This is a genomic window from Arthrobacter ginsengisoli, assembly GCF_031456935.1.
Taxonomy (GTDB): Bacteria; Actinomycetota; Actinomycetes; order Actinomycetales; family Micrococcaceae; genus Arthrobacter; species Arthrobacter ginsengisoli.
The window spans coordinates 129,525-146,010 of sequence record NZ_JAVDVQ010000008.1 but is presented as its reverse complement, the minus strand read 5'-3'; the positions used below and the strand labels follow the sequence as shown (position 1 = coordinate 146,010).

The 16,486-nt window shown below is 67.9% G+C and carries 14 protein-coding genes and 1 riboswitch; of the genes, 3 read left to right on the top strand and 11 right to left on the bottom strand.

Translation table 11 applies throughout. From position 1 onward, the window contains the following. Positions 1–36 precede the first annotated feature (36 nt). The 6 genes from J2X01_RS11510 to J2X01_RS11485 all read right to left on the bottom strand — a co-directional run bounded on the left by J2X01_RS11510 (position 37) and on the right by J2X01_RS11485 (position 6,553). A complete protein-coding gene (locus tag J2X01_RS11510) occupies positions 37–795 on the bottom strand; it encodes a class I SAM-dependent methyltransferase (protein WP_310057058.1) in 759 nt (252 codons plus the stop codon). Positions 796–890: 95 nt separating this feature from the next. Then, on the bottom strand, positions 891–2,312 hold the full coding sequence (locus J2X01_RS11505; protein ID WP_310057055.1) for an aminotransferase class V-fold PLP-dependent enzyme: 1,422 nt from the start codon (positions 2,310–2,312) through the stop codon (positions 891–893). Positions 2,313–2,346: 34 nt separating this feature from the next. Then, positions 2,347–2,460, bottom strand: a riboswitch (SAM riboswitch). 91 nt (positions 2,461–2,551) lie between these two features. Next, on the bottom strand, positions 2,552–3,364 hold the full coding sequence (gene hisN, locus J2X01_RS11500) for a histidinol-phosphatase (protein WP_310057053.1): 813 nt from the start codon (positions 3,362–3,364) through the stop codon (positions 2,552–2,554). Between the two features lie 103 nt (positions 3,365–3,467). Next, entirely contained in the window at positions 3,468–4,583 is a 1,116-nt protein-coding gene (gene rsgA, locus J2X01_RS11495; RefSeq protein ID WP_310057050.1) for a ribosome small subunit-dependent GTPase A, read from the bottom strand. Next, positions 4,567–5,997, bottom strand: coding sequence for a 3-phosphoshikimate 1-carboxyvinyltransferase (gene aroA / locus J2X01_RS11490; protein WP_310057047.1), 1,431 nt, complete (start codon positions 5,995–5,997; stop codon positions 4,567–4,569). The genes rsgA and aroA overlap by 17 nt, the downstream gene beginning before the upstream one ends. 7 nt (positions 5,998–6,004) lie before the next feature. After that, positions 6,005–6,553: a DoxX family protein gene (locus J2X01_RS11485; protein ID WP_310057043.1), complete on the bottom strand. Its 549-nt coding sequence runs from the start codon at positions 6,551–6,553 to the stop codon at positions 6,005–6,007. A gap of 294 nt (positions 6,554–6,847) precedes the next feature. Between J2X01_RS11485 and J2X01_RS11480 the strand changes: the two genes are divergently transcribed. Further along, positions 6,848–7,726 (top strand): sigma-70 family RNA polymerase sigma factor, encoded by an 879-nt coding sequence (locus J2X01_RS11480; RefSeq protein WP_374724964.1) that lies wholly within the window; start codon positions 6,848–6,850, stop codon positions 7,724–7,726. Then, entirely contained in the window at positions 7,723–7,983 is a 261-nt protein-coding gene (gene rsrA / locus J2X01_RS11475) for a mycothiol system anti-sigma-R factor (protein ID WP_310057040.1), read from the top strand. Before J2X01_RS11480 ends, rsrA begins: the two co-directional genes overlap by 4 nt. Before the next feature lie 100 nt (positions 7,984–8,083). On the opposite strand, the gene J2X01_RS22010 is transcribed toward rsrA, so the two are convergent. The 5 genes from J2X01_RS22010 to J2X01_RS11455 all read right to left on the bottom strand — a co-directional run bounded on the left by J2X01_RS22010 (position 8,084) and on the right by J2X01_RS11455 (position 14,303). Beyond that, on the bottom strand, positions 8,084–8,158 hold the full coding sequence (locus J2X01_RS22010) for a 50S ribosomal protein bL37 (RefSeq protein ID WP_369299106.1): 75 nt from the start codon (positions 8,156–8,158) through the stop codon (positions 8,084–8,086). 100 nt (positions 8,159–8,258) lie between these two features. After that, positions 8,259–8,876, bottom strand: coding sequence for a PadR family transcriptional regulator (locus J2X01_RS11470; RefSeq protein WP_310057036.1), 618 nt, complete (start codon positions 8,874–8,876; stop codon positions 8,259–8,261). Beyond that, positions 8,876–9,703 carry a DUF4097 family beta strand repeat-containing protein gene (locus J2X01_RS11465; protein WP_310057034.1) on the bottom strand — a complete coding sequence of 276 codons (828 nt, stop codon included), beginning with the start codon at positions 9,701–9,703 and terminating at the stop codon, positions 8,876–8,878. The genes J2X01_RS11470 and J2X01_RS11465 overlap by 1 nt, the downstream gene beginning before the upstream one ends. A gap of 118 nt (positions 9,704–9,821) precedes the next feature. Then, the gene (locus tag J2X01_RS11460) at positions 9,822–10,421 is read right to left on the bottom strand and encodes a GDSL-type esterase/lipase family protein (protein WP_310057032.1); all 600 of its coding nucleotides are present in this window, start codon (positions 10,419–10,421) and stop codon (positions 9,822–9,824) included. 96 nt (positions 10,422–10,517) lie between these two features. Continuing rightward, the gene (locus J2X01_RS11455; protein WP_310057029.1) at positions 10,518–14,303 is read right to left on the bottom strand and encodes a multifunctional oxoglutarate decarboxylase/oxoglutarate dehydrogenase thiamine pyrophosphate-binding subunit/dihydrolipoyllysine-residue succinyltransferase subunit; all 3,786 of its coding nucleotides are present in this window, start codon (positions 14,301–14,303) and stop codon (positions 10,518–10,520) included. 374 nt (positions 14,304–14,677) lie between these two features. Here J2X01_RS11455 and J2X01_RS11450 point away from each other — a divergent pair, with 374 nt between their 5' ends. Next, on the top strand, positions 14,678–16,153 hold the full coding sequence (locus tag J2X01_RS11450) for a GuaB1 family IMP dehydrogenase-related protein (protein WP_310057027.1): 1,476 nt from the start codon (positions 14,678–14,680) through the stop codon (positions 16,151–16,153). Positions 16,154–16,486: the final 333 nt, after the last annotated feature.

The following is a 16,486-nucleotide window of genomic DNA, read 5'->3' as shown; positions in this document are numbered from 1 at the left end:
CCCGCGGCAAGGTCGCCGTCACGGACTGCGGCGGTCTCAGGCGCGGACGGCGCGCCAGCTCTGCGTCAGGTACGGAAGCGGGAGGATCTCGCCGGGATGGTGGCCCAGATGCCCGTGCAGGTACCAGTCGAGGTTGCCAAGCACCTTGGCGCGGGTTTCCTCGCTGGCAGCCAGGTAGTAGCTGCGGGACTTCGTCAGCTCCATGATGTCTGCGGTGCGCAGCGGATCTTCCCAGCGGGTGAGGTGGCTCTCCAGGCCGGTGAATTCCGGACCCAGCGGCGGTTTGAAATGCGGCTTGTGCACATCGCCGGCATGCATGATGCGCGACAGCCGGTGCACCCAGGGGACGGACGTGTCCAGCTGGTTCCAGATCAGCCCCAGGACACCGTGGGGGCGGAGGATCCTGGCGATCTCCGTGCTGGCCAGGAGGGGATCGCACCAGTGCCAGGCCTGGGCGACGGTGACCAGGTCGAAAGCCGCGGCGGGCAGCCCGCTCTGCTCGGCTGAGCCCTCGACGGCGGCGACGCCGGGAAGTGCCCGGCGCAGCTGTGCCAGCATGTCGGCGGACGGATCCACCGCCACCGTGTGCAGGCCGCGCTCAAGCAGCAGCGCGGTGAACTTCCCGGTTCCCGCGCCGAGATCCGCGGCGTCCTTCGCGCCGGCGGGGATCAGCCAGTCGGCTGAGTCGCCCAGGTAGCCCGGGCGGACGCGTTCGTAGTGTTCCCCGCCGTCCTGGAAGCTCTGCCCAAGTTCCCGGCGCCGCTCCTGGTACAGTTTGGGGCCGCCGCGTGCCACGTGTGATCTCCTTCGGCAGGTCCGGATGGGTACCTCTCGAATTTACCGCACGCGGCACGGTCGGTGTTTCCAAGGGTCGTGCAGCCGCCGCCCTGTCAGTCCAGCGTGCAGGGGGCGGCGCCGGCGGTGCCCGGTGTGTTGGGCGCCCAGTGCGGGTAGCTGCGGGTGTCGTTGGCCGGCACCCAACGTCCGGCATCCACCACGTAGTCCCAACCGAGGCCGGTCTGGCGCAGTTCCCGGATCCCGGCGAGCAGCCGCTCGGCGTCCTCCAGCCGGGAACCCAGGCCGAAGCTGGCCCGGAGCGAGCCGGCCGGCAGACCGAGCCGCCGGAGCAGGGGGTGCGCGCAGAAGCGGCCGTCACGCAGTCCGATGCCGTGTTCTGCCGACAGGTACGCCGCCACGAGGCCGGCGTCGTAGCCTTCGAGCGAGAAGTTGACGACGCCGATCGTCCCGGTGCCCGCGGGTGCATCGAAGGAAGCGCTGTCCGAGAAGATCTGGTGGACCCTGACGCCGTCGAGCCGGCTGAGGCCTTCGACGAGGAAGGACCGGATGGCGTTTTCGTGCGCGTGCCACTGTTCCACGTCCAGATCGGCGATCACCTGCGTGGCGCGGGCCAGCGTGGCTGCGCCGAGGACATTCGGGGAGCCGCCCTCGTGCCGGGCCGGACCGGTGGTCCAGCTGACCGCATCGACCCGGGCGTCCTGCACGGCTCCGCCGCCGGCCAGGTGCGGTGTGCCGGCGTCGAGCCAGTCGGGACGGCCGATCAGCACACCGGCGCCGAAGGGTGCGTAGAGCTTGTGCCCCGAAAAGGCGAGATAGTCGACGTCGTCCGCGGCGATGTCGATCCGCCGGTGCGGGGCAAGCTGCGCGGCGTCGACGACGATCCGGGCGCCATATTCGTGCGCCAGGGCGGCCAGTGCCCGGATCGGCAGGATCTCGCCGGTGACGTTGGAAGCCCCGGTGACGGCCAGCAGGCTGACGCCGCCATAGGCGAGTTCCTTCCGGAGCAGTTCCAGTGTGCCGGCGAGCGTGGCGGCGGCGATGACACTGCGGTGCGGCACCTGCTGCCACGGCAGCAGGTTGGCGTGGTGTTCGATGTCGAGGTAGAGCACCTCACCGGTGTGCACGCCGTCGGCTTTGGGCAGGCAGCCGGCCAGCAGGTTCAGGGAATCGGTGGTGTTCCGGGTGAAGATCACGGCATCGTCCGGGCGGCCGCCCACGAAATCGCGGACAATCGTGCGGGCGTTCTCGTACACCGAGGTGCTGATCTGCGAGGCATAGCCGGCGCCGCGGTGGACGCTCGCATAGTACGGCAGGATCTCGTTGAGATAGGCCGAGACCACGGACAGGGCCGGGGCCGAGGCGCCATAGTCCAGGTTGGCGTACCGGACGTTGCCGCCCTGAATGAGCGGTGCCTGGATCTCGGCACCGGTCACCGCGGCCAGTGGCCGGCGGGCGACGGCGAACCGGGCATCAGAACCGGCGCCGGCAGTGGCAGGAAAAGTGACAGTTGTCATGGGACCTCGCTTGAAAAGGACCCCACATACCGGGGATCCGCGCTTGCCGGGTCCATTCCGGACCGGCCAGGTCGTCACCCGGGGCACCCCACCGCGAATGGAGGGTTGCCGGCCAGCAAACCGGGGTTTCGCGCTGGCACTCGTGACCTTTTTCGAGCCTAGGACATTCCCCGTTCCGGCGGGAAGGTGCGGGCCGAATATGAAGCTGTTTGTTACGCAGCCGCCGCCGGGAGCCGTTGCTACAGCAGGTCGTCCAGACCCGGGTTGAGGCGCTTGAGGACCTCCGAGTGCAGGATGGAGTTGGTGGCGAGGGCGTTGCCGCCGAAGGGGCCGTCTTCGCCTTCGAGCGAGGTGAAGCGTCCGCCGGCCTCCGTCACGATCGGGACCAGCGCGGCCATATCGTAGAGGTTCAGTTCGGGCTCGCAGGCGATGTCGACGGCGCCTTCGGCCACCAGGCAGTAGGACCAGAAGTCGCCGTAGGCCCGCGTGCGCCAGACCTCCTCGGTGAGGCCGAGGAATTCATCGAGGTTGCCGCGCTGCTTCCATCCGCCGAGGCTGGAGTAGGACAACGAGGCGTCCGAGAGCTGGGAGACGTTGGAGACCTTCAACCGGGTGGCGGCCGCCAGCGACCGGCCCATATAGGCTCCGGCGCCCTTGGCGGCCCACCAGCGTTTGCCCAGTGCCGGGGCGCTCACGACGCCAACGACCGGCTCGCCCTCGTCGACGAGGGCGATCAGGGTGGCCCAGACGGGGACGCCGCGGACGAAGTTCTTGGTCCCGTCGATCGGGTCGATGATCCAGCGGCGCGAGCCGTGGCCGGAACTGCCAAACTCCTCCCCGAGGACGGCGTCGCGCGGCCGGGAGCGGGACAGCTGGCCGCGGATGGCTTCCTCGGCTGACTTGTCGGCGTCCGTCACCGGGGTCAGGTCCGGCTTCGTCTCGATCCGAAGGTCGAGCGCCTTGAAGCGGCTCATGGTCTGGGAATCTACGGAATCTGCCAGGACATGGGCAAGGCGCAGGTCATCGTTGTAGCTCGAAGCGGGTTGACTCATGGTTCCAAACTACCGCCAAAGCGGACGGCGGGGCGGGAGGCCACGTTGCTGCGCCGCCGGATGCTGCCCGGCGCGGCCCCGGGCAGCGCTCCGGAAGGCACGCTCAGGAGACGGTGCCGAGTTCCTTGACGTCCTGGGCTTCCATCCGCGGGTCCGTCCCGAGCAGCCGGCGCAGTGAGCCAAGCCGGGCCGGCCCGGATTCGCCGGCATGGCCGGCGGCCACCCAGGCGTCCACGCCGCAGTTGACGGCGCTGGAATCGTGCTTGCAGCCCCGCTCGCAGTCGTCGGTTCCGGGCTCGAGGTCCGGAAAGGAGTGCAGGATCCGGTCGGGGTCCACATGGGCCAGGCCGAAGGAGCGAATGCCGGGGGTGTCGATGATCCAGCTGCCCGCGGGCGCATCGTTGACCTTAAGGGCCAGCGCCGAGGAGGAGGTGTGGCGCCCGCGGCCGGTGACGGCGTTGACGCCGCCGGTGGCGCGCTCGGCGCCGGTCAGCGCATTCACCATGGTGGACTTGCCGACGCCGGAATGGCCCAGCATGACGGTGACCTTCCCGTCGAGGTAGTCGCGGAGCTGGGAGACGGCGTCCTTGTCCAGCCGGGCGGAGAGCCCGTCGTCGGAACGTGCATCGATGCCGGAGGCCTCGGAGTCCGCCGTCTTGGAGATGATCACCGGAAAGGCGAGGTGCTGGTAGTTGGCAAGGAGCTCCGCGGGATCCTTGACGTCGGCCTTGGTGACGAGCAACAGCGGTTCGATTCCGGCGTCGTACGCGGCCACGAGGGCGCGGTCGATGAACCCTGTCCTCGGCTCCGGGTTCGCAGCTGCCACCACAATCACCAGCTGGTCGGCGTTCGCGACGACGGCGCGTTCGATCGGGTCCGTGTCGTCGGCGCTGCGCCGCAGCAGGGTCTTGCGGTCCTGGATCTTAACCAGCCGGGCCAGGGTGTCGGGTTCCCCGGTGACGTCGCCGACAAGGGATACGAAGTCCCCGGAGACCACCGGGTTGCGGCGCAGTTCCCGGGCGCGGGCGGCGATGATTTTGCGTTCCTCGGGGGTGCCTTCGGCGACGACGGCGGTGTAGCGTCCGCGGTCCACGGTGATGATCCGCCCGGTGACAGCGTCGTCGTAGGCGGGCCGGTCCTTGGTGCGGGGCCGGGAGCCCTTTTTGTTGGGGCGGATCCGGACATCGGATTCGTCCCAGGAGTCAGTGCTGCGTGCCACCGGCGTCCTTGTCTGTGGGAGTGGAGCCGGCAGGAGTGGAGTCCGCGGGGGCGCCCTGGGCCAGCATGGACTCCCAGAGCTGCGGGAAGTCCGGCATCGTCTTGGCCGTGGTGGCAATGTCCTCGACCTCGATGCCGGGAACGGCCAGGCCCAGGATGGCACCTGCGGTGGCCATCCGGTGGTCGGCATAGCTGCGGACGACGCCGGCGTGCAGCGGAGCGGGCCGGATGATGAGACCGTCCGCGGTCTCCTCCGCGTCGCCGCCCAGGCGGTTGATCTCGGCCACGAGGGCGGCCAGCCGGTCCGTCTCGTGTCCGCGGAGGTGCGCGATGCCGCCAAGCCGCGAGGGGCCGGTGGCGAGGGCGCAGAGTGCGGCGACCGTGGGGGCGAGTTCGCTGGTCTCGTCGAAGTCGGCGCCCTTGATCTCGGGGCCGCCGGTCACGGTCAGGGTGCCGTCCGTGAGCGTGACGGTGGCTCCCATGGTGGTGAGGATGCTGCGCCACAGATCGCCGACCTGCGTGGTCGCGGCCGGCCAGTTGGGGATGCGGACCGTGCCGCGGGTGGCCAGGGCCGCCGCGAGGAAGGGGCCCGCGTTGGAGAGGTCCTGTTCGATCCTGACGTCGAAGGCGCGGATCGGCCCGGGAGCGACGATCCAGTGGTCCGACCGGGAATCGTCCACGGCCACCCCGGCCCCGCGGAGCACGGCGACGGTCATGTTGATGTGGTCCAGGCTGGGGACGGGCTTCCCGGGACGCTCCTTGCTGCGGTGCTCGAGGTGCAGCCCCTCAGTGAAGCGGGCTCCGGCCAGGAGCAGCGCGGACACAAACTGCGAGGAGGCGCTGGCGTCGATGACGAGGTGGCCGCCGCGCACTTCGCCGGTGCCGTCGACCGCGAACGGCAGCGAGGTCGCCGGCCCGCCGCCGGGCGCGCTGACGGCGACGCCCAGGCCGGTCAGCGCGTCGATGACGGGGCCCATCGGGCGCTTGCGCGCGTGCGGATCCCCGTCGAACATTGTCACTCCGCGGCGCAGGGCCGCGACGGGCGGGACGAAGCGCATCACCGTTCCGGCCAGCCCGCAATCGACGCCGGACCGCGCCCCGGGGGCGTCCCGGCTGATCGGGGTGACGGCCAGGTCGGGGCCGAAAGCGCCGTCGCCCGGGACTTCCGTAATAATGGCCCCGAGCTGCCGCAGTGCCTCGATCATCAGTGCCGAATCACGCGAATGCAGGGGTGCGCGCAACCGCGAGGGCCCGTCGGCGAGGGCGGCCAGCACGAGGTACCGGTTGGTCAGGGACTTCGACCCCGGCACGGTGAGCGTTGCGTCGACGGGATGTCCGGCGAACGGCGCCCGCCAAAGCGGAGCGCTGTCGGCCGGAAGGGAACGGGCTGCTGCAGCGGGGGTAGTGCCTGTCATTGCTGTCTTAGGCTCCGACGGTGTGGTCTACGGCTTTGCGCACGGCTTTGTCGGCCTTTTTCAGCTGCTTGCCCGTGGTTTTCCTGACATCAGCCCTGAGGTGGCCGGCGTTTTTCCGGACGTCAGCGGCGAGGTGCTCGGCGCGCCAGGCCAGGCTCGGCCGGCCGTTCGTGTCGACGGCGGCCAGCAGCACGCCACCGGTCAGCGAGACGTTCTTGAGCAACTGCTTGCGGCGGGCGTCGCGTGCGTTCTTGCTGCTGATGTCGGCGCTGCGCCATTCAACATAGCTGTTGAGCGCGGAGATGACGGCCAGGAGGGTGGCGGCGAGGCGTGCCGACTTGCCGAGTGCGAAGAACACGCCGGCGCCGACCTGGGTTCCGCCGATAACGCGGGCCAGGACCTTCTCGTTGGTCTGGAACGGCAGGGATTCAGCCGCGTGCCGCAGCAGGGGGGAGAGCTGCGTCGCAGTGTCATCCGCGTTCTTCAGCTTGTCTATGCCTGCAAGGACGAAACTGGAGGCGAGCATGGGCCGGGCGAGAAAGCGGACAACGGACATGAATTTCCTCCTGGATGGACGAACCGCGGAATCAATGCGGGAGAACCGGTTCTAGTCTTGCACTTTTGCGGAATATTTGCCCGCTGGACCGGGTTATCAAAGACAGGTTCCAGCCGTCTGTTTGCGGCTGGATTTTGGCTCAGACCAGCCCGCCCAGCGGGCTGGAACTCAGCGGCATGGCCGGAATACCCCGGCGTGGCGCAGGAAGGCGGAGATTTGATTCTGGTGAAGGACAGTCCCGCGACGGACACCGCGTTGAAGCTCACCGTGCAAGACCCGGCAGACCCGGTGGCGCTGTGGGGCGGGGCGCCGCACGACGGAACCGTGCCGGCAACAACGGGCGCCCGCCGGAAGGTGACAGTAGACTTGAAGGCAATGAGCACCATGGATCCGGCCGTTGCGGCCACGCACGAGGTGGCCGGAAACGGCGCCACGCCCGCCAAGTCACCTGCTGCCGGCTCCGCCGGCGCACTCTCAGAACCTGTCCCGGAGCCTGGCGCCGAGCTGGATCCCGCGGCCCGGGAAACGTTCGTGGACGGACAGGCCCTGGATGTTGCGACGGAAACCACGGAGGAACGCCGGGTTCGGTTCGAACGCGACGCCATGCAGTATGTGGACCAGTTGTACTCCGCAGCCATGCGGATGGCCCGGAATCCCGCCGATGCCGAGGACCTGGTCCAGGAGGCGTACACGAAGGCTTTCTCGGCCTTTCACCAGTACAAGCCGGGCACCAACCTGAAGGCCTGGCTGTACCGCATCCTGACCAACACGTACATCAACCTCTACCGCAAGCGGCAGCGCGAGCCGTTGCAGTCGAACTCGGACACCATCGAGGACTGGCAGCTCGCCCGGGCAGAGTCACACACCTCCTCGGGCCTCCGGTCGGCGGAGGCAGAGGCGCTGGACCACCTGCCGGATTCGGACGTGAAGCGCGCCCTGCAGGCCATCCCGGAGGAATTCCGGCTGGCGGTGTACTTCGCGGACGTCGAGGGATTCGCGTACAAGGAAATCTCAGACATCATGAACACCCCGATCGGAACCGTTATGTCCCGGCTGCACCGGGGCCGGAAGATGCTGCGGGACATGCTCGCCGACTACGCCGCGGAGCGGGGATTCAGGGCCGCAGATGCCACCGCGGCGGCCGGAAGCAACAAACAGGAGAACAGGAAATGAGCGACTGCCAGGGACTGGGCGACTGCGACGACGCCCGGATGCAACGTATCTACGAGTACCTGGACGGTGCCCTCACCCACGATGACATCGCCGAGATCAAGGACCACCTGGACGGGTGCCCGGAATGCTTTGAGCAGTACGACCTCGAATGTGTCATCCGCGTCATGGTGAAGCGTTCCTGCACGGAGGCCGCCCCGGCGAACCTCAAGAATTCGATCCTGGACCGGATCCACTCCAGCAACCCGGTCGAGGCCTGACCAGCCAGGGACTGCACCGGCCAAGGAACCACAACGAATGACCCCGAAAACCTTGAGGTTTCCGGGGTCATTCGTCTAAAGCTGTCATTCCAGACTTTGCTTAGGTGTTGGGGCGCTTGCCGTGGTTCGCGCCGCCACGCTTACGGTCACGACGTTTACGTGCACGTTTGCTCATAGCTGGCCTCCTTAATTTCTGGTACTCAAAAGAGCTGCCCTCAAGTCTCCCACATCAGCGCACCCGCCGCGAACCGGCGGGACGGGCGCCGCGGGGTGGATCAGTCCAGGGAATTCCGAATGGAGATCCGCGCCTGGTCCAGCACCGTCTTGACCGTCTCCAGCGTCACGGGAGTGATCGGATGCCGGCCGCCGTGGCGGCGCAGTTCCACGCGGATGTCGTCGCGGAAGGCCTGCACCAGCATCTCAGCCTCCCGCAGCCGGCCGTCGCTCTCCTGCGAATAGCGCTGCCCCAGCGAGGCGACCGTGGAGCCGGCCGCACGGGCCGAGGAACGCGCGGCCTCCGCCGTGGCGGCAAGGTCGGCCCGCAGCCCGCGCATGTTGACCCGGATGTCCTGCCGCAGGTTGTCCGCGAGCCGCCGGACTGAGGCGGAAATGTCGTTTTCCACGCCGGCAAGTTCCTCCCGCCGGTTGTTCAGCTCCACCAGTCCTGCCGGGGTGATGCTGTAGTAGGTCCGGCGGCCCTCGGTGTGGGTGGCGACCAGCCCTTCCTCCTCAAGCTTGCCAAGCCGCGGATAGATGGTTCCGGCGCTGGGGGAGTAAGTACCGCCAAAGCGTTCGCTGAGCGCCTTGATGAGTTCATAGCCGTGCTTGGGACCCGACTCCAGCAGTGCCAGCAGATAGAGCCGCAGCGCCCCGTGGGCGAAGACCGGAGGCATCAGAGTCCCTTGCTGGGGTCCGTGCTCGGCTGGCCGTGGAAGATCGAGGTCTTCCCTGACACGGAGTTGGTCCGGACCAGCATGAGCTGGGTATCGGGTCCGGCAATGGTTTGCACGCTGCCGCCGGGCTGGGTGTACCGCTGGTCGTCGATGACGATGGCGCCGCTGGCGGACTTGGCGATGATGTCCACGCCGACGTCGTGGGGGAGGCGGATGGTCACGTCACCTGACACCGAATTGGCCCCGAAGTCCTGGGTGAATCCGTGCAGGTCGAAACTGAGGTCCCCGCTGACGGTGTTGGCACGGATGTTGCTGAAGTCGCCGGAGGCGGTGACCTCGCCGGACACACTTTTGGCCGTCAGCACGCCGTGGTGGTTGCGGGCGATCACCTCGCCGCTGACCGTGTTGACCGACAAATTCCCGGCCGTGCCGTCGGCCAGCACGGAGCCGGAGACGGTATTGAGGCGGGTGTGTCCGCCGATCCCGGACACCATGCCGTCGCCGCTGACCGTGCCGGCCTCGACGTCGACGCCGGCCGGCAGGGCGATGCTGATGACAACCGAGTTGCTGCTGCTGTTGTTGACGGTGTCCATAAGATTCTTGAACCAGCCCTGCGGCCCGTGCAGCTGGTGCCGGACCTCGAGGCGTCCGTTGACCAGGCTGATCGCGAGCGGGTCGCCGTGGACCTCGGAGACTTCGATCCGGGCGACGGCCTCGTCATGCGCGACGATGTCGAAGCGGCCCCGGACGATGCCGAGCTTGAGTGAAGTGACGCCGTCGACGTCGATCGTCTGCGGACCCGTGACGGTCCAGTTGTTCTCTGTCATGGTTCCTCCGGGAAGGCGATGCTACCTGCGGGCGGTTGCGATATATCGCGACGATGAAGTCACGATATATCGCGGTCCCGATCCGGTCAAGATATATCGCGATGCCCGGGCGTGCGGCCTACTCCGGCGCGTCGATGCGGAGCCACTGGAACCAGCCGCGGTGCAGCACCAGCCATGCCATCAGCCCGTAGCCGGCCTGGCCGGGGGTACCGCCGTTGGCAGCGAGGTCCTGGCGCCACTGCTCGTGGTTCAGCAGCGGCGAGAACGTGTCGACGTAGAGGTGCTTGCGGCGGGTGGTGACGTCCGCGAAGGCCGTGTTCAGCTCACCGAGCCTGCGGTTCTGGGTCGGGTCCAGCGTCGGCGGCGGCCCCACCACGAAGACTTCGATCTTGTTCTGCGAGGCGGAGTCGAGGATGTTGGCAAGGTTGAGCCGGCTGCGGGCCGTGGAGAGGCCAAACTCGACATCGCGGCCGGAGAGCCCGATCACCAGTCGGTTTTCGTGCTGGCTGTTGAAGCGCCGGCCGGCTTCCTCCAGCCAGCGGGCAGCCAGGCCCTCCGTGCCTTCCTGCGGGCAGGGAAGGGAGTAGCACTCCAGGGACAGGCCGTCCTGCGGCGTGCGCGCCAGCACGCGCCCCAGCCAGCCGAGCGCGCGGGGATCACCCAGGCCAGCCAGCAACTCATCGCCCACGGCCGCGATCCGCAGCTTTCGATCTTCCACGACTACCTCTTCACTCCCGAGCGTCCATCAAAAAGGTTAAACAACGCTGCCCGGCCGGAGTTGCGAATTTCAATCTCCGGCCGGGCAGCGCTGACCCTACTTACGTGCGAATGCCTGCTTGAGCAGCGTGTCCTGCTCGGCCGCGTGACGCTTCATCGACCCTGCCGCGGTGGAAGCCGAGGCGGGGCGGGAAACGAGGCGGATCCGGCGATCCAGGGCGTCAGGAAGGTTCAGGCCAATGAACGGCCACGGACCCTGGTTGGCGGGCTCGTCCTGTGCCCAGACAACGTCGGCGTTCGGGTACTTGGCCAGCTCAGCGGCAATCTCTGCGGCAGGCAGCGGGTAGAGCTGCTCGACCCGGACGATCGCCGTGGTCTTGTCCCCGGTCTTCTGCCGGGTGGACAGCAGATCGTAGTACAAGCGGCCGGAGACCAGCAGCACACGCTCGACGGCGTCGGCCTGCAGCTGCTCGTGCTCGGGAATGACGGTCCGGAAGCTTCCGGTGGTGAAGTCCTCCACCGAAGACGCCGCCGCCTTGAGGCGGAGCAGCTGCTTCGGCGTGAAGACGATCAGCGGCTTGCGCGGGCGGCTGTACGCCTGGCGGCGCAGCAGGTGGAAGTGCGACGCCGACGTCGTGGGGTTGGCCACGATCATGTTCTCTTCGGCGCACATCTGCAGGAAGCGTTCGATCCGGGCGGAGGAGTGGTCCGGGCCCTGGCCCTCGTAGCCGTGCGGCAGCATCAGCACAAGCGAGGAGCGCTGGCCCCACTTCTGCTCGGCCGAGGAGATGAACTCGTCGATGATGGTCTGTGCGCCGTTGACGAAGTCACCGAACTGCGCCTCCCAAAGCACCAGGGCATCCGGGCGTTCCACCGAGTAGCCGTACTCGAAGCCCATGGCTGCATATTCCGAGAGCAGGGAGTCGTAGATCCACAGCTTGGCCTGGTCGTCGGAAAGGTGCGCCAGCGGCAGCCACTCGTCGCCGTTGGCGCGGTCGTGGAAGACGGCGTGACGCTGCACGAAGGTGCCGCGGCGCGAGTCCTGGCCGGCGAGCCGGACCGGAACGCCTTCCATGATGAGCGAGCCGAAGGCGGCGAGTTCGCCGAAGCCCCAGTCGATGCCACCCTCACGGGACATCACTTCACGCTTCTCCAGCAGCTGCTTGAGCTTGGCGTGGACCGTGAAGCCCTCGGGGATGTCGACGTGGGCCTTGCCGATGCGTGCCAGCGTCTCGGCGGAAATCGCCGTCGATGCCGGGGCGTTGATGCCGGAGTCGGACTGCTGGGCCCTCGGGCGCTCCAGGTCCGACACCGCGGCGGAATCCGCCGTGATGATCGGAATCGGCGAGGTCTGCGCCGCGTGGGTTTCGGCGAAGACGCGCTCCAGCCGTTCCTGGTAGTCGCGCAGCAGCTGCTCGGCTTCCTCTTCGGTGATGTCACCGCGGCCGATCAGGGATTCGGTGTACAGCTTGCGGACCGAACGCTTGGCTTCAATCAGGTTGTACATCAGCGGCTGGGTCATCGAGGGGTCGTCGCCCTCGTTGTGGCCGCGGCGGCGGTAGCAGACCATGTCGATGACAACGTCCTTGTGGAACCGCTGGCGGAACTCGTAGGCAAGCTGCCCGATGCGGACCACGGCTTCGGGGTCGTCGCCGTTCACGTGGAACACCGGTGCCTGGATCATCTTGGCGACGTCCGTGGAGTAGGTGGAGGAGCGTGACGAGGACGGGGCGGTGGTGAAACCGACCTGGTTGTTGACCACAATGTGGATGGTGCCGCCGGTGCGGTAGCCGCGCAGCTGGGAGAGGTTGAGCGTTTCCGCCACGACACCCTGGCCGGCGAAGGCGGCGTCGCCGTGCACCATGATCGGCAGGACGGGGAAGGCATTGCCCTGGTCGAGGCGGTCCTGTTTGGCGCGGACGATGCCTTCGAGGACGGAGTCCACGGCTTCGAGGTGGGACGGGTTGGCGGCGAGGTAGACCTTGGTCTCCTTGCCGTTGTCCGAGGTGAAGGTGCCCTCGGTGCCGAGGTGGTACTTCACGTCGCCGGAGCCCTGCACCGAGCGCGGGTCCTGGGTGCCTTCAAATTCGCGGAACACCTGGGCATAGGTCTTCCCGGCGATGTTCGTGAGCACGTTGAGCCGGCCGCGGTGGGCCATGCCGATCGCCACTTCGTCGAGTTCGTCGTCGGCCGCATCGGAGATGATGGCGTCCAGCAGCGGGATCAGGGACTCGCCGCCCTCGAGCGAGAAGCGCTTCTGGCCAACGAACTTCGTCTGCAGGAAGGTCTCGAAGGCCTCGGCCGCGTTGAGCTTTGAGACGATGCGCAGCTGCTCGTCCCGGCTCGGCTTGGAGTACGGGTGCTCGATCTGGTCCTGGAACCACTTGCGCTCCGCCGGATCCTGGATGTGCATGTATTCGATGCCCGTGGTGCGGCAGTAGGCGTCGCGGAGCACACCGAGGATGTCGCGGAAGGCGAGCATCGGCTTGCCGCCGAAACCGCCGGTGGGCCACTCGCGGTCCAGGTCCCACAGCGTGAGGCCGTAGGTCAGGACGTCGAGGTCCGGATGCTTGCGCTGGACGTACTCCAGCGGATCGGTGTCCGCCATGAGGTGGCCGCGGACGCGGTAGGCATGGATGAGCTGCTGGATCCGGGCGACCTTGTTGATTTCGTCGGCCGGGTCCACCTGCAGGTCCGGGCTCCAGCGCACGGGCTCGTACGGGATGCGCAGCGACTCGAAGATCTCGTCGTAGAAGTTCTGGGCGCCGAGCAGGAGCTGGTGCACGAGTTTCAGGAACTCGCCGCTGCCCGCACCCTGGATGACGCGGTGGTCATAAGTGGAGGTCAGCGTGAGGACCTTGCTGATTGCGTTGTGCGCGATGATCTTCGGGCTGGCACCCTGGAATTCCGCGGGGTAGTCCAGTGCGCCGACGCCGATGATCGCGGCCTGGCCCTTGGAAAGGCGCGGCACCGAGTGCACGGTTCCGATGCCGCCGGGGTTGGTCAGCGACACGGTGGTGCCGGAGTGGTCGTCGGCGGTCAGCTTGCCGGCGCGGGCCCGCTTGATCAGGTCCTCGTAGGTGTGCCAGAACTCGGAGAAGTTGAGCGTCTCCGCCTTCTTGATGTTCGGAACCATGAGCAGACGGGTGCCGTCGGGCTTCGGCATGTCAATGGCGATGCCGAAGTTCACGTGCGCCGGCTGCACGGCGACCGGCTTGCCGTCGACAACGTCGTAGTAGACGTTCATCGAGGGGAACTGGGCCAGGGCGCGGATGACGGCGTAGCCGATCAGGTGCGTGAAGGAAACCTTGCCGCCCCGGGCGCGGGCAAGGTTGGAGTTGATGACCACACGGTTGTCGATCAGCAGCTTCGCCGGGATCGCCCGCACGCTGGTGGCGGTAGGGACCTCCAGGCTGGTGATCATGTTGGTGGCGATGGCCTTGGCCGGGCCGCGGAGGACCGAGACGAGGTCTTCCTCGGGGGCCGTCGGGGCCTTGATGTTCTTGGGCAGCTGGGCCGGGATCGGCTGGGTGCCGGGGCCGGCTTCCTTGGCCTTGGCGCCGTCGCGCGCCACGGTGGCCGGGGCCTTCTTCGCGGCCGGGGCTGCGGGGGCTGCTGCCGGGGCGGGCGCGGCCGGCTGCGCTGCCGACGCGGCAGCCGGAGCTACGACGGGAAGTTCGCGGGTGGCGGGGTGCGCAACTGTCGCTGCGCCTGAGGCTCCGTTGGTGGCGGCACTGTCACCGGCGTCGAAGGATTCGAACAGGGGCCACCATTTGGCGTCCACGGTGTTCTTGTCCTGCTGATAACGCTCGTACAGTTCGTCAACGAGCCACTCGTTTCCGCCAAATTCCTCTGGTAGACGGTGGCTAGGCTGCTCTGGCACTTGAATTACGCCTCTTCCATGAGTTTGATTCCCACTGGTTTCAGGGTGCCTCAGCACAACGATTGAACCAGTCTCCGCGTCCAGTGAACCCAGACCCCTGCCAGTCTAGTGACGATTCTTGCCAAACTGCCAATAAGGGTGACTCAAATCATCAACTCGGCTTAAAGCACCGAGATGACACACCATCCGGCCGTCCGGAAGCCGTGCGGAGGGTGTCCGGATGCCGTCCGAAAAACCCCGGGAGGGGACGCTGGGCGGGAGCCGCGCGCCGGCGTCGGGAGGGTGCCCCGGCCCAAGGAACCCTCGCTAGACTCGCACTGAGACCCCGTTGAGCACCGGAGTGCCTAGTTGGAGTGCCTATTTAAGGAGCAGCCGTGCGTTTCCTGACCGAGCCCACCACCGATCTGACCTATTCGGACCTCTTTTTAGTCCCGTCCCGTTCCGACGTCACCTCCCGCCTGGATGTGGACCTCGCCGCGGACGACGGGACGGGCTCAGCGATTCCCCTGGTGGCGGCCAATATGACCGCGGTGACCGGCAAGCGGATGGCCGAGACCATGGCCCGGCGTGGCGGGCTGGCGGTGCTGCCGCAGGACGTGCCGCTCGAGGTGATCCGGGACGTGACGGCCTGGATCAAGACCCGCCATCCCGTCCTGGAGACACCGGTCACCCTCTCGCCGGCCGACACCGTCATTGACGCCCTGCACCTGATGGGCAAACGTCCGCACGGGGCGGTCATGGTCGTGGATGACTCGGGTGCCGCGACGGGCGTCGTCCGTGCCGCGGACTGCGAGGGGCAGGACCGATTCGCCTCGCTCGCCTCGGTGATGCGCCACCAGCCGGTGGTGCTGGACGCGGCACTGCTGGACGACACCGCCGGCGCCGGTTCGGCGGCCGGCGGTGGGTCCGGCCTGCGCCGCGCCTTCGATGCGATGGACGCCGCCGGGACCGACTTTGCGCCGGTGCAGCGGGACGGCGTCCTGGCCGGAGTCCTCACCCGGAAGGGCGCCCTGCGCTCCACGCTGTACCGGCCGTCCCTGGACACCGGCGGCAGGCTCAAGGTGGCCGCCGCCGTCGGGATCAACGGAGATGTCGCCGGGCGGGCAGCGGAACTCCTCGCTGCCGGGGTCAACGTCCTGGTGCTGGACACCGCGCACGGCCACCAGCAGAAGATGTTCGACGCCCTGGCCGCGGTGAAGGGCCTCAACCCCGGAGTGCCCGTGGTGGCCGGCAACGTGGTCACAGCCGACGCGACCCGTGAACTCATCCAGGCCGGTGCGGACATCGTCAAGGTCGGTGTTGGCCCCGGAGCGATGTGCACCACGCGCATGATGACGGCCGTGGGCCGGCCGCAGTTTTCCGCCGTGCTGGAGTGCTCGGCTGCCGCGCGGGCTGCCGGCGGGCGGGTGTGGGCCGACGGCGGCGTCCGCTACCCGCGCGACGTGGCGCTCGCCCTGGCTGCCGGCGCCAGCCAGGTCATGATCGGATCCTGGTTCGCCGGCACCCATGAGAGCCCCGGGGACCTGCAGCAGGACGCCGGAGGGCGGCAGTTCAAGGAAAGCTTCGGCATGGCGTCAGCCCGGGCCGTGCAGAACCGCAACCAGCGCGAGGGCGCCTTCGAGAAGGACCGCAAGGCGCTCTTCGAGGAAGGCATCTCCACCTCCCGGATGTACATCGACCCCGCGCGGCCCGGGGTCGAGGACCTGCTGGACATGATCACCGCCGGGCTCCGCAGTTCCATGAGCTACGCCGGCGCTGCCGACCTTGCGGCATTCCGCGAACGCGCCGTGGCCGGAATCCAGTCCGCGGCCGGCTACGAGGAGGGCCGTCCGGTCCCGCAGAGCTGGTGAGCTGCGCCGGCGGCGGACGCGGCCACCGCCGGGCGTCATGTGAGCGCCGCCGGCGTGAGCTGCTCCTGTAGACTGAACTCCTTATGGACAGTAAATCTAGGTGCCGGCCTGGGGGCTGTCAGCGGGGAACGGAAACCGTTGCCGCGCAGTCCACCCGAAGAGCCGGCAAACCCCGTTCACGTGCCCATCATTCTCCGGCGGCACACCAGCCCGGAGCCTTTCAGGAAACAGGGTCGGCCGCGGCCGACCATCCTCCGCCAGGCGGTCTGTTCCAACCCCCCAACGCGCGCTTCCGGGCTGCCGGGGCACCGGGCCGCACCGCTTCCCCCGAAG

Excerpts from the sequence above, each read along its gene's own strand:
- J2X01_RS11505 (WP_310057055.1), bottom strand. The coding sequence starts at position 2,312 with ATGACAACTGTCACTTTTCCTGCCACTGCCGGCGCCGGTTCTGATGCC.
- hisN (WP_310057053.1), bottom strand. The coding sequence starts at position 3,364 with ATGAGTCAACCCGCTTCGAGCTACAACGATGACCTGCGCCTTGCCCAT.
- aroA (WP_310057047.1), bottom strand. The coding sequence starts at position 5,997 with ATGACAGGCACTACCCCCGCTGCAGCAGCCCGTTCCCTTCCGGCCGAC.
- J2X01_RS11485 (WP_310057043.1), bottom strand. The coding sequence starts at position 6,553 with ATGTCCGTTGTCCGCTTTCTCGCCCGGCCCATGCTCGCCTCCAGTTTC.
- rsrA (WP_310057040.1), top strand. The coding sequence starts at position 7,723 with ATGAGCGACTGCCAGGGACTGGGCGACTGCGACGACGCCCGGATGCAA.
- J2X01_RS11470 (WP_310057036.1), bottom strand. The coding sequence starts at position 8,876 with ATGCCTCCGGTCTTCGCCCACGGGGCGCTGCGGCTCTATCTGCTGGCA.
- J2X01_RS11465 (WP_310057034.1), bottom strand. The coding sequence starts at position 9,703 with ATGACAGAGAACAACTGGACCGTCACGGGTCCGCAGACGATCGACGTC.